Annotated in this window: 12 protein-coding genes; 11 read left to right on the top strand and 1 reads right to left on the bottom strand. The window is 57.3% G+C overall.

The features are described from left to right. Window positions 1–2 precede the first annotated feature (2 nt). Window positions 3–803 carry a type III pantothenate kinase gene (locus ACK2VC_RS10955; RefSeq protein WP_486730383.1) on the top strand — a complete coding sequence of 267 codons (801 nt, stop codon included), beginning with the start codon at window positions 3–5 and terminating at the stop codon, window positions 801–803. Further along, window positions 797–1516 (top strand): hypothetical protein, encoded by a 720-nt coding sequence (locus ACK2VC_RS10960; RefSeq protein WP_486730384.1) that lies wholly within the window; start codon window positions 797–799, stop codon window positions 1514–1516. The genes ACK2VC_RS10955 and ACK2VC_RS10960 overlap by 7 nt, the downstream gene beginning before the upstream one ends. 15 nt (window positions 1517–1531) lie before the next feature. Here ACK2VC_RS10960 and ACK2VC_RS10965 read toward each other — a convergent pair whose 3' ends face one another. Beyond that, the gene (locus tag ACK2VC_RS10965; RefSeq protein WP_486730385.1) at window positions 1532–2677 is read right to left on the bottom strand and encodes a branched-chain amino acid ABC transporter substrate-binding protein; all 1146 of its coding nucleotides are present in this window, start codon (window positions 2675–2677) and stop codon (window positions 1532–1534) included. A 222-nt stretch (window positions 2678–2899) separates the two neighbouring features. On the opposite strand from ACK2VC_RS10965, the gene argB reads away from it, so the two are divergent. From argB to ACK2VC_RS11010, 9 genes are all read left to right on the top strand, one after another. Further along, the gene (gene argB, locus ACK2VC_RS10970) at window positions 2900–3799 is read left to right on the top strand and encodes an acetylglutamate kinase (RefSeq protein WP_486730386.1); all 900 of its coding nucleotides are present in this window, start codon (window positions 2900–2902) and stop codon (window positions 3797–3799) included. A 640-nt stretch (window positions 3800–4439) separates the two neighbouring features. Continuing rightward, on the top strand, window positions 4440–5231 hold the full coding sequence (locus ACK2VC_RS10975; RefSeq protein ID WP_486730387.1) for an enoyl-CoA hydratase: 792 nt from the start codon (window positions 4440–4442) through the stop codon (window positions 5229–5231). 48 nt (window positions 5232–5279) lie between these two features. Beyond that, entirely contained in the window at window positions 5280–6821 is a 1542-nt protein-coding gene (locus ACK2VC_RS10980) for an AMP-binding protein (protein WP_486730388.1), read from the top strand. 90 nt (window positions 6822–6911) lie between these two features. Then, on the top strand, window positions 6912–7883 hold the full coding sequence (gene dctP / locus ACK2VC_RS10985; protein WP_486730389.1) for a TRAP transporter substrate-binding protein DctP: 972 nt from the start codon (window positions 6912–6914) through the stop codon (window positions 7881–7883). 58 nt (window positions 7884–7941) lie between these two features. After that, complete coding sequence (locus tag ACK2VC_RS10990; protein WP_486730390.1) at window positions 7942–8433, top strand: TRAP transporter small permease subunit; 492 nt, start codon at window positions 7942–7944, stop codon at window positions 8431–8433. Then, window positions 8430–9743: a TRAP transporter large permease gene (locus tag ACK2VC_RS10995; RefSeq protein ID WP_486730391.1), complete on the top strand. Its 1314-nt coding sequence runs from the start codon at window positions 8430–8432 to the stop codon at window positions 9741–9743. The genes ACK2VC_RS10990 and ACK2VC_RS10995 overlap by 4 nt, the downstream gene beginning before the upstream one ends. Beyond that, window positions 9740–10354: a TetR/AcrR family transcriptional regulator gene (locus ACK2VC_RS11000; protein ID WP_486730392.1), complete on the top strand. Its 615-nt coding sequence runs from the start codon at window positions 9740–9742 to the stop codon at window positions 10352–10354. The genes ACK2VC_RS10995 and ACK2VC_RS11000 overlap by 4 nt, the downstream gene beginning before the upstream one ends. Window positions 10355–10418: 64 nt before the next feature. Beyond that, window positions 10419–10847: an OsmC family protein gene (locus ACK2VC_RS11005; RefSeq protein ID WP_486730393.1), complete on the top strand. Its 429-nt coding sequence runs from the start codon at window positions 10419–10421 to the stop codon at window positions 10845–10847. A 639-nt stretch (window positions 10848–11486) separates the two neighbouring features. After that, on the top strand, window positions 11487–12023 hold the full coding sequence (locus ACK2VC_RS11010; RefSeq protein WP_486730394.1) for a hypothetical protein: 537 nt from the start codon (window positions 11487–11489) through the stop codon (window positions 12021–12023). Window positions 12024–12025 lie beyond the last annotated feature (2 nt).

Below are 12025 nucleotides of genomic sequence, written 5' to 3' on the forward strand. Positions count from 1 at the left end.
CCATGTGGCTATTGGTGGATGCCGGCAATACCTCGATCAAGTGGGCCATGCTCGAAGGCGGCGCGCCAGCCGCCGGCGCGGCCCTGGGGCGCTGGCGGCAAGCCGGCGCCTGCGCCCGGGAACAGGTCGAACAACTGGCGGCGGCCTGGTGCGGCGCGGCGGCGGCCAACGCGGCGGTGACTCGCGTGCTGGTGTCGAACGTGGCCGGCGCCGCCCTGCGCGCGCAACTGGAGCGGCAGCTGCGGCAGGCGTTCGGCGCCGCCGTGCGGCTGCAATGGTTCGCCTCGTTGCCGGCCCTGGCCGGCGTGCGCAATGCTTACCGCGATCCGGAGCAGCTTGGCTGCGACCGCTTCGCCGCCGCGATCGGCGCCCATGCGCTGTTTCCGGCCCGGCCGCTGATCGTCGTTCACTGCGGCACCGCGACCACGATCGATGCGCTGACGGCGGACGGCGTATTTTTGGGCGGCATGATCCTGCCCGGACTCGAATTGATGGCGCGTGCGCTGGCCAGCAATACTGCGCAACTGCCGCAGGCAGCGCCGCAGACGGCCGCGCTCGACAAGTTCGCCGATAATACGCTGGACGCGATCGTCAGCGGCTGTATCGCGGCCCAGGTCGGCGCCATTGAACACGCGCTGGCGCTGCATGCGCGTGCGCCCACGGCCGGCGCGCCGCGCTGCGTGCTGGCGGGCGGGGCGGCGGCCTGGATTGCGCCGCATCTGGCCGTGCCCTGCGAACGGGTGGACAACCTGGTGCTGATCGGCTTGCAGGTGGCGGCGATGGAGGATGAGGCGACATGTTGAAGCTGTTTTTCTGGATCTTGCTGCTGGCCAATGGCGTGCTGTTCGCGCTGCATCAAGGCTATCTCGGCAGCAGCGGCAGCGAGCGCCACGAAGCCGAGCGCATGCGTTCGCAACTGCAGGCCGACCAGATAAAACTGCTCAGCGAGAGCAGCGCCCGGGCTGCCATTGCGCCGCTGCCTGCCAGCGCGGCGGCGCCTGCGGCCGCGCCGCAAGCGCCGGTGGCCGCGGCCTGCGTCGAGATTGGCGATTTTGGCGCCGCCGACGGCCAGCGTTTCGCGGCGCAACTGGCGGCGCTCGGCTTGCAAGGCAAGACCGTGGCGCGCGCACTGGGCGGACACGATGGCGCCAGCGGTTACATGGTCTACCTGCCAGCGCCGGCCGACCGTGCCGCGCTGGAGCGTCAGAGCGCCGAGTTGCAGCGGCTCGAGGTCAAGGATTTTTTCGTCCTGCCGCAGGCGGCAATCCTGCCCGGGGCGATTTCTCTGGGTGTATTCAAGACCGAGGAGGGGGCCAGTACGCAATTGGCGAATCTGCAGAAGAAAGGCCTGCGTGGCGCCCGCATCCATGTGCGTGGAAGCTCTCCCGGCAAACAGTCGTTCCAGTTGCGCGGGCTGGAGCCGGAGGAGCAGGCGGCGTTCGAGCAAGTGCGCGCCGAATTTCCGGCGCAGCAGGCGCGCCCGTGCGGCCCGGCCGAGGGCCACACGAACGGTTGAAGGCGAGCCCCGCGGCTACAGGCCGGCGCCCATCAGCCGGCGCTGCTCGGTCAGCTTGCCGCCGATCGCCTGGAACACCACCACTTCGCCGTCCTTGACGTCGCCCTTGCTGTCGAACTCCACCGTGCCCTGGATCTTGCCGTCGAACGAGCCTTTTGCCAGTTCCGGCAAATAGATCCGCGGGTCGGTCGAGCCGGCCTGCTGCATCGCTTGCGCCAGCACATGCACGCCGTCATAGGCGAGCGACGAATAGGCGCCCGGTGCGCCGAACTTGGCCTGGTACATCTGCGTGAAGCCGATGCCGGCGGCCAGCCAGGACGGCGGCACGCCGGCGATGGTGCAATAGAAGTCGTCGTTGGCGTCGCCCTTCGCGTTCTTCAGCGTCGATTGGTCGCACATCGCGTCGGCGGCAACGAAGCGGGCCGTCGAGCCGGCCTTGCGCAGCGCATTCAGCAGCGGCAGGCCGACCGCCTCGTCGCCAGCAAAGACGACGGTGTCCGCACGGGCGGTGGCGATTGTTTGCGCCAGCGCCGCATAATCGGCGTTCTTGGCGTCGACACTGGCCTGCGGCGCCGCGATGTTTCGGGCCTTGAACACCTTGCTGATTTCCTCCACCAGGCCGAGACCGAAGGTGGTCTTGTCATCCACCATGTAGATCGACTTGGCGCGCAATTTCTCGCTCACCATCCGGCCCAGGGTGGCGCCTTGCGCGACGTCGTCGGCGGTGATGCGAAACGCGGTTTTCAGGCCCATCCGCGTGTATTTCGGATTGGTCGAGACCGACAGTTGCGGGACGCCGGCCTGCGCATATAGCGGCGCGGCGGCGATCGTCACGCCCGAGTTGAAGTGGCCGAATACCGCATGCACTTTGGCATCGAGCAACCGCTGGGCGGCGCGCTTGCCTTCTTCCGGCGACGCCTTGTCGTCCTCGATCACCAGCTCGAAACGGCCGCGCTTGCCGCCGATCCAGAAGTTGTCGCGGTTCAATTCATCGACCGCGATTTCGGCGCCATGCGCAATATCCTTGCCGTACTGCGCTAGCGCCCCGCTCATTGGCGCGACCACGCCGATCTTGACCGTCGCATCGCGGCTGCAGCCGACCATCAGGAGTAGCGCTCCAAGCATGGCCGCCGTGCCGGCGGCTCCTGTCATCTGTTTCATGTCCCCTCCTGGATGAATTGCTGTTTTATGTATGGAGATTCCAAGTAAATCATAGTGTCCTGGCGGAAAAATTAAATCTTGTTTTTCTCGCAACGGCGGCTGGATTGTTTGGCCTCGGGGCCACCGGCGCAGGCCGTGTTGCACCGCATCGAATGGCCGGAACGGCTGCTGCTTTCGCTGTAAAATCGCGCCATTCCATTTACCTGCCGCCAGGACCCCAACATGACCGATCCCACCGACCTTAGCGCCGTTTCCCTGCAAGTCAAGGCAGAGATCCTGGCCGAGGCCCTGCCGTATATCCGCAAATTCCATGGCAAGACCATTGTAATCAAGTACGGCGGCAATGCGATGACCGAGGAGCGCCTGAAGCACGGCTTCGCGCGTGACGTGATCCTGCTGAAGCTGGTCGGCATGAATCCGGTGGTGGTACATGGCGGCGGCCCGCAGATCGACAATGCGCTGAAGAAGGTCGGCAAGCAGGGCACTTTCGTGCAGGGCATGCGCATCACCGACGAAGAGACGATGGAAGTGGTCGAGTGGGTGCTGGGCGGCGAGGTGCAGCAGGACATCGTGATGCTGATCAACCACTACGGCGGCCAGGCGGTCGGGCTGACCGGCAAGGACGGCGGCCTGATCCGCGCGCGCAAGATGGCGATGCCGGACAAGGAGCATCCGGGCCAGTTCATCGACATCGGCTTCGTCGGCGAGATCGACGCCATCAATCCGGCGGTGGTGAAAGCCCTGCAGGACGATGCCTTCATCCCGATCATCTCGCCGATCGGCTTCGGCGAGGACGGCCAGGCCTACAACATCAACGCCGACCTGGTGGCCGGCAAGATCGCCGAAATCCTGCGCGCGGAAAAGCTGATCATGATGACCAACATCGCCGGCGTGCAGGACAAGGCCGGCAACTTGTTGACCGACCTGTCGGCGCGCGAGATCGATGAAATGTTTGCCGACGGCACCATCTCCGGCGGCATGCTGCCGAAGATTTCATCGGCGCTGGACGCCGCCAAATCGGGCGTTAACACGGTGCACATCATCGACGGCCGGATTGAGCATTCGCTGCTGCTGGAAGTGCTGACGGAACAGGCATTCGGAACGATGATTCGCTCGCATTGAATTACGGTGCGCGCAGCCATTTTCTCAAAAAATAGGGAGTATGATCTAATTTCTCTTGCTTTATATACGGAAATTTGTCATCGACCTTGTGGGTATGTCATTAGACTCCGGTCCGGCAAAGCCGCTCGGCGCTCTGGATGTACAATCCGGACACGCCGTGCGATGCCTTATGCGCGATCTTAATTTCCTCCCGTTCAACATCATGATCTGCCTGCAGTGTGGCTGTTGTGCCTGAGATGATTGGGACGCCGACTTTTCAAGCTTGGTGCAGGCGCTGGCCGTCCGTTAGCTTCCTGTTGCCGGAAATCCAGGACTATCTAAACCCGCCGCCGATCTGATGGCTTGACTGCACTGTGCAAAGCGGTTTTGATCGTGAAATCCGCATCCCTTCATACCTAAATTTAAAACGGCGGCCGGAAATCTTTCCATTGATCCGCCCTCTCATTTTCCACAAGCGTTGGCTCCCCAACGCAGAAATCCATAGCGTAAGCACCCCTCTGAGCCCCCGTCCCGTGGAGGCCTGCGCCGCCTTCCTGCGGCAGTAGGCAGTCCTTTTACGTTAATTTGAATTACAGGTCAAATTTATTGTTGACATATTCAATATTGATGCCTTAGAGTTCAAAAAAATAAAGGAGATGTCATGATCAATGTGAATGAAGTGTTGGTGACCCGCGAAGATAAGGGCGCAATTTCTTATCTTTCTATTAATCGGCCGCAGCGGGGCAACAGCTTGTCCCTGGGGACAATCGATGCGCTCCATCAGCATCTGTTGGATCTGCGTACCGAAAAGAAAATCGGGGTCATTGTTCTTTCTGGTGTAGGAAAAAAGATTTTTTGTTCCGGTCATGATTTGAAGGAAATGTCGGCCGAAAGCGATCCGGAATTCTTTAAATCGATGTCAGTACGGTGTTCGGCGATGATGCAGGCAATTCGCGATCAACCTCAGATCGTGATTGCTCAAGTGGATGGAATTGCATCCGCAGCAGGCTGCCAACTCGTAGCAACAGCGGACCTCGCCGTTTGCTCAAGTTCCTCGAAATTCGCCACGCCAGGCGTGAATATCGGGTTGTGGTGCCTCACTCCCATGGTCGCCCTGGGGCGCAGCGTCCTGCCAAAGCATGCAATGCAGATGTTGGCAACCGGGCGTCTCTATGACGCCGATTTCGCCCTCAGGGTGGGTCTGGTGAGCCAGGTCGTCGAACCTGAACAACTGGACGATACGGTGCGCGGCCTTGCCGAGGAAATTGCATCGAAATCCACCTATACCCTGTCGATCGGCAAGCACGCGTTTTACCGCCAGCTCCAGATGCCGCTTTCCGACGCGTACGAGTATGCCGGTGAAGTGGTGGTTAGAAACATGGCGCATCCGGATGCAAGCGAAGGGATTAGTGCATTTGTTGCGAAGCGCCAGCCAAATTGGCAAGGAAGATAAAAATCAGTATCGGCTGGGCAGATAAAAATAAATTAATGGAGACGCTTGATGAGTATTTCTGGAGCATTTTTTAGTGCGGCGCGATCATTCAAGGATCGCATCGCAATCGCATCCGAAGATCGTTCGATAACCTACGCCCAGCTCGCTGAACGTACTGCCAGACTTTGCAATGTGTTGCGCATGTATGGGATTTCCGTCGGCGATGTGGTCGCGGGGATCATGCCGAACAAGCATGAGCTGGTGGAGCTGGATCTCGCCTGTTCAACTGGCGGATTCATCAGAACTCTGCTGAACTCGAAGGCGCCGGCTGAAGACTATGTTCATTCGCTCAATCTGGCTGGCGCCAAAGTATTGGTGTTCGACGTGTCGCTGGTCGATGTCATCGATGCGATCCGCGATCAGCTTGAGGTCCAGCGCTATGTCTGCGTTGGCGGCCAGTTCCCGTGGGCCGAAAACTACGAGACGTTGCTTGCCAAGGCCTCCCCATCATGTGAGCGGGCGCTGATTTCGGCGAACGCGCCTCATTCCATTTATTTCACATCTGGAACGACCGGGAAGTCGAAAGGTGTATTGCTCTCGCACCTGAACTGGATGCGGATTACCTACTGCTATTCGGCCGAAATGGACCCTTGGCAAGGGGAAAATGATGTGGCCATGCTCGCTGCGCCGTTGACGCACGCCACGGGCTCCCTGGTCATGCCGACCTTGCTCAGGGGTTCAAAGCTCTTGCTGCTCGACCATTTCGACGCTGGGCGCGTCAATCATTTGTTGGCGTCCGAGGGCGTGTCTTCAACCTTCATGGCGCCGACCATGATTCAGTTGTTGATGCAGCATGTCACGCCAGCCCAGGCCAAAAAATTTCGTTTACGCTGCCTGCTATATGGTGGCGCGCCGTTCCCGACGCACCGGCTACAGGAAGCGCTCGAGCTATTTGGGCCTGTCATGGTTCAGGGCTACGGGCAGTGGGAATCACCGATTGCCGTGTCGCTACTAACCCGCCAAGACCACGTTGACGGATTGCAAGGGAATTCATCGATCCTTTCCTCGGGCGGCCGTGCAACGATGTTTTCCGATATTGAGATTCTTGATGATGAAGGAAACGTCCTGGAAGCCGGCAGCCTTGGCGAGATTGCGACCTCTGGCCCGCAACTCATGGTTGGCTATTACAAGAACGAGGAGGCAACCAGGGAGATTCGGCATGGCATTTGGCAGAGAACCGGAGATGTCGGCTACAAAGACGAGCAAGGTTATCTCTACATTACCGACCGCAAGAAGGACATGATCATCACCGGCGGTATGAACGTCTACCCCACGCAGATTGAGCACACGCTCTATCAGCATGCGGAGCTGGAAGAGCTATGTGTGGTCGGTCTGCCGGATGACCTGTGGGGAGAAACGGTGCATGTGGTCGCCGTCCGAAAAAAGGGTTCGTCGGTGAGCGATGCCGAACTACTGGGGTGGGCGAAAGAACGCCTGCCAAATGATCGACGCCCAAGAACAGCAGAGTTTGTCGATGCCCTTCCAAAGAATAACTACGGAAAGATCCTGCGCCGCCAGGTACGGGACGAGGCGCGTTCGCGAACAAAATAGTCATTTAAAAAATCATAAAACTCAGGAGATATGGAAATGCGGAATTTATTGACTACAGTCGCGATGGGCTTGGCCTTGGGAGGCGTCGCCATGAGCGCGCAGGCGGATACAACGTATCCCAAGATGAAAATGAAAATGGGCCATTTTTTGCCGGCCACCTTTGCGCAAGCAGACGTCGACCAATGGTTCGCCGATGAGGTGAAAAAGCGCTCAAACGGAGCCATCGAGGTTGAGATTTATTGGGCAGGCTCGATGGGTAATGCGAGTGAGCTGCTGAACCTGGTCGGTTCCGGGGCGGTGGATTTTGCCGCATTTCCAGTGAGCTACTATCCGCGTCAATTCGGCCTAACCAACGTGGGCAGCCTGCCGCGGAATTTTTCCGATGTGAGTCGCGCTCATGCGGCCCTGTCGAAGGTCTACAAGATGCCGAAGGTTCAGGAGGAGCATCGGAAAAATAACGTCACGCTCATGATGAGCCACTATGCGAATCCCTACCGGGTCGCTTGCAACAAGTCCGTTGCAACGTTGGCTGGCATGCAGGGCTATCGAATCCGATCGGTTGGCGAATACATTCCGATCGTCTATAAAGCAGCCGGCTTTGTGCCCGTCAATACTCCCGCCAATGAGGTCTATGAATCTCTTGAAAAGGGAAATCTGAATTGCACACTGCTCTCATACGACCAGATGTTCGCTTCCAAGATCTATGAGGTTGCGAAATTTGCCAGTGGAATCAACTTTGGTGCTCTTTCGACCTGGCAGATTTGGGCCAGTAACTCCACGTTCAACAAGCTGCCGAAAAATGTACAGAAGCTTCTGCAGGAGGTAGGTGAGGAAGCTACGGCTCGCGATGTGAGTGCGGCGCAAGAGGCATTGAACAAGGCCGTTCCAGCGCTGACGGCCAAAGGAGTGAGCTTTGTCGAACTGACGAATCCGAGTGAGTTCGCCGAACGAGTGCCCTCTGCGCTCGATATTTGGGCCAAGAAAATGAAATCCGCAGGTCACGAGGAAGTGACTACGGAAATTATGACCTTGTTGAAGCCGGAAGCTGCAATGGTCAAGTGACATAGAAAAACCAAGCGAGCCTGCTATTAGTCATGTTTCCCAAAGAGGTCTTTTAACAATGAACGTTGCCAAAGGCTATTCGGTCATTTGTACAGGTGCGGTTGCCTTGAGCGGTATATTCCTGCTCTTCCTGGCGGTATTGGGAGCATTCGATGTCATCGCACAGTTTGTTGGCAAGCCGTTTGCATTCAAGCTTGAGTTGTCGGAGGTCATGTTGGCCTCGGCGATTTTTCTGGCGCTGCCGATGGTGCAAAAATCCGGTGCCGACATCTCGATTGATCTACTTCGGGAAAATGTGAGCGAAAAATGGAAGCCGCATTTTGCGCGGCTCGCGGCACTTTTCGGATTCTGCTTTCAACTGCTGGTTTCGATCTTCATGTGGCGCTTGGTATATCACAGCATTGAGATCGATGAAGTTGCGGTTGGATACTGGGCCTTTCCCGTTTGGCCATTTAAGATGCTCTGCGCGGCAGGGGTGTCGATATCCACCGTCGGAGCATTTCTGGCAATGCTGGGTTTCGAATTGAACAATTCCGGGAGTAACGCGTGAGCAGCTTTGAACTCTCTGGACTCGCTGCCGTAGCGCTGCTGCTGATTCTGGCATTGGGAATTCCCGTCGCGTACGCGATTGGAATCGTTGCAGCCGCAGGACTCTATTTTTCCGTCGGTCCGACATTCCTGTTTGCGACCCTGGAAACGTTGCCGTATAGCCTAGCAAGCCAATATACCTTTCTGGTTGTGCCGATGTTTGTGCTGATGGGCGGAGTTTGTGCACGCATCGGCGTCATCAGCGACCTGTACGCCGCCGCTTATCGCTTTACTTCAGCGATGAAAGGCGGGCTTTTTATGTCGACAATCCTGTCGTCTGCCGCATTTGCCGCGATCTCCGGTTCGACCGTGGTTGCGGCATCGGTGTTCAGCCGCATCGCTTTGCCGGAAATGAAGCGCTACGGTTACAAGGTCGGCGTGGCGGCGGGATGTATTGCGGCGGCCGGTACGCTGTCGGCCATGATTCCGCCATCGCTGGTCATGGTGTTGTTCGGCATCCTGACTAACGAATCGATCGGCGCGCTGTTGTTGGCCGGCCTGATACCGGGTGTCATGACCGCAATCGTATATGCCGTCGGGACCAGGATCCTGCTGGTTTTCTATCCGAACTGGGCGCCGGCTCCGGCGCAGCCGTTTTCGTGGGCGGAAAAATTTTCCTCGCTGAAACCGGTTGTATTCGTCATTGCGCTGGCTGCCTTGGTGCTCGGGGGGATTTATTCGGGCGCGTTTTCCCCGTCCTCCGCCGGTGCGGTCGGTGCCGCCGGCGCGGTATTGATTGGGCTGCTGCGGCGCAAGCTGAAGGCGGGGGACATGGCAGATGCGCTGCGCGAAGCTGCCATCACTTCAACCGCGCTGTTCATGATTGTTATAGCCGGACTGCTGTTTTCCCGGTTCCTGATCTCGACCGGATTGGTGACGGAATTGTCTGCATTGTTGGTCCAGCTTGACATTAGCAAGACGCAATTTATTGCCATTGTGGTTATTATTTACCTTGTGCTTGGTTTGTTCGTTGATGGCGTTTCGGTTCTGGTCATAACTTTGCCGTTCCTATACCCCATTGCAATGAATCTTGGCGTCAATCCAATTTGGCTAGGGGTGCTAGTGGTGAAATTGATTGAGATAGCGGCTATAACACCGCCGGTAGGACTGAATTTGTTTGCGGTATTGGGCGCACTCAAGGGACAAGTTCGAACAGGTGAGCTGTTCAGAGGTGTGATTCCATTCATATTCTTGGAGTTATTGACTCTTGCCGCTCTGTTGGCGTACCCCCAAATTGCGACATGGCTGCCCGATGCCATGCTTGACCGTTGAGTTCTCATAGCCCTTTCGATCGCTCCCACGTCCGTGAGCAGAAGCGCTCGGAAATCGTCCGGGTCGCGGGGGAAATGTTTTGCTCTATCGGATATCAACGGATTACGGTTGAAGATATCGCGAGCAGGCTCGGGCTGACGAAGACGATCATCTACTACTATTTTTCAAGCAAGCAGGATATTTTCAAAGTCTGCCATACGCTGGCAACCGAATTGCTGGAGAGAGCTTTTCTGGAGTCGTTCGATGAAGATCCACTTGAGCATTTACGGAAATTCATCCATTCCTATGTGCTTCTGTTGATCGGGGATGAAAGCCCTGGTGCGGTGCTTCTCGACATCGAGTTGCTTCCCGAGCAGGACCGTGTGGAAATTCAGCTACGCAGGGAAGCGGTGCATGCCAAGCTGCGCAAGCTGGTCGAGAGCTTGATCGATCAGGGCCGCATCCCGAAGGCCGAGCCCAAGCTGGTAGTGCTCATGCTGATGAGCGCGATCAATATCATTCCCAAGTGGTATCGGGTTTCCGGCCCTTTGGATCCGGAAACGGTGGCGCTTCATTACGCGAATATGTTTGTCTATGGGCTGCGGCCGATTCAAGTCAATCCGCCGATGTGAATGATTTTTATTAATCAGCGGTATGGCAACAATACCCTGATTGGACTTAATGGAGTTTCCAGGTATGAGTGAGGCATTCGATCGAACGCGGCGAGTGGTTATAGGTGAAAGTGGATTAGGTCCTTACGGTCAAGTTGCCGTCGCTCGCCGTCATGTTTTCACTGCGGACGAACCGCAGGGTCTGGGAGGACGCGACACAGGGCCGGACCCGATCGAAATATTGATGTCGAGCCTGGCCGCATGCTCCTCCATGACCATGCGAATGTACGCTCAACAGAAAAAATGGGACATCGGAAAGATCACGATTTCGGTTGAGCATGAATGGATACCATCGACTGGCGGTGAAAAGAGAGATCGTTTCCGCCGCATCGTCACCATCGAGCCAATGCCGGAAGATAAAGTATTAGCGAAGTTGCTTGAAATCGCGGATCGTTGCCCCGTGCATAGGGTTCTTACTGGTTCTCCGATTATTGAGACGACCGCCGAGGCATAGAGGTCGTCCCAGTTCGGGAGGTGACCCCTACCCCATGTTGATCACATCGGCCTCGATAAGCGTCTCGGCCTGCAGGTTGCACACATTGCGCATCAAGTCCTCCGCAAGCATCGAATTGCCGTGGTTTTCGGCGCTATAGGCAAGCCATCCCTGCTCGATGCTGAAAACCGCAGGTGTATCGCAATGTCCTGCGGCACGGGCAGCGGTCTGTGACTATCTGTTCCGTCCCCTTTCCCAATGAAAATTGAAATGACATTTGCCTAACCGGCTGGCGAATGAACGCTATGCGCATCAACCACGCCGCCAAGTGGTTAGCCACCGGCAGGCGGCACCGTTCCGATTTCATTGGGTCGCAGTGGTCATCTCATTCCCTTGTTGAATCCTGTTGAAAAACGAAATGCAGGGGGCGGATATCTTCATTCGATTCCGTGACTCAGATTTCTTTAAAAATATCCTTGATTTACATCAATTCTATCGATTAGTATCGGACTTATGTAGTTACGTGAAGCAAGTATGCAAGATTGCCCGCATGCACCGTGCCCTTGGCGCTGGCGTATGCGTTTAGCAAGCATCACCAGTCGTCTCCGGTCTTGGCCGAATAACTGATGTTTCTCACGCAACCACAGAAAGGGGGAGCACATGTCCCAACAGATCGCCTGGCAGGCTTCTTTGGTCCTGATGTTGCTCGTGGCGTTGGGGTTTGCCTTCGTCGCCCTTAATTCCGGCGCACGGGAGGAAGACTACGCACTCCTGACAAAGCGCGCCTATGGCCTGCGCACCAAGCTGTTCTGGGTGCTGGCACTTACGCTCGGACCGGTGATGATCTACACCCTTCTGGAGCTCCCCTACGACGCCAGCCGCGCGAGAAGCAACAACCCGGACGCAGTGCAGATTGTCGAGGCAATCGGGCATCAATGGCGCTGGGAACTGAGTCGTGACCACGTGGCAAAGGACCAGCCGGTAGAGTTTCGCGTGACCAGCGCGGACGTCAACCACGGCTTCGGCATCTATGACGCCAACACGCGCCTGGTTGCACAGACTCAGGCGATGCCCGGCTACACCAACATCATCCGGCACACCTTCCGCGATGAAGGCACTTACAGAGTCATGTGCCTGGAGTACTGCGGTGCCGCGCACCACAACATGGTGGCCGAAATCAAAGTGGGTGCCCTCTAAAC

This window comes from Herbaspirillum sp. WTB6, from assembly GCF_057457785.1.

Excerpts from the sequence above, each read along its gene's own strand:
- ACK2VC_RS10955 (WP_486730383.1), top strand. The coding sequence starts at position 3 with ATGTGGCTATTGGTGGATGCCGGCAATACCTCGATCAAGTGGGCCATG.
- ACK2VC_RS10960 (WP_486730384.1), top strand. The coding sequence starts at position 797 with ATGTTGAAGCTGTTTTTCTGGATCTTGCTGCTGGCCAATGGCGTGCTG.
- ACK2VC_RS10965 (WP_486730385.1), bottom strand. The coding sequence starts at position 2,677 with ATGAAACAGATGACAGGAGCCGCCGGCACGGCGGCCATGCTTGGAGCG.
- argB (WP_486730386.1), top strand. The coding sequence starts at position 2,900 with ATGACCGATCCCACCGACCTTAGCGCCGTTTCCCTGCAAGTCAAGGCA.
- ACK2VC_RS10975 (WP_486730387.1), top strand. The coding sequence starts at position 4,440 with ATGATCAATGTGAATGAAGTGTTGGTGACCCGCGAAGATAAGGGCGCA.
- ACK2VC_RS10980 (WP_486730388.1), top strand. The coding sequence starts at position 5,280 with ATGAGTATTTCTGGAGCATTTTTTAGTGCGGCGCGATCATTCAAGGAT.
- dctP (WP_486730389.1), top strand. The coding sequence starts at position 6,912 with ATGAGCGCGCAGGCGGATACAACGTATCCCAAGATGAAAATGAAAATG.
- ACK2VC_RS10990 (WP_486730390.1), top strand. The coding sequence starts at position 7,942 with ATGAACGTTGCCAAAGGCTATTCGGTCATTTGTACAGGTGCGGTTGCC.
- ACK2VC_RS11005 (WP_486730393.1), top strand. The coding sequence starts at position 10,419 with ATGAGTGAGGCATTCGATCGAACGCGGCGAGTGGTTATAGGTGAAAGT.
- ACK2VC_RS11010 (WP_486730394.1), top strand. The coding sequence starts at position 11,487 with ATGTCCCAACAGATCGCCTGGCAGGCTTCTTTGGTCCTGATGTTGCTC.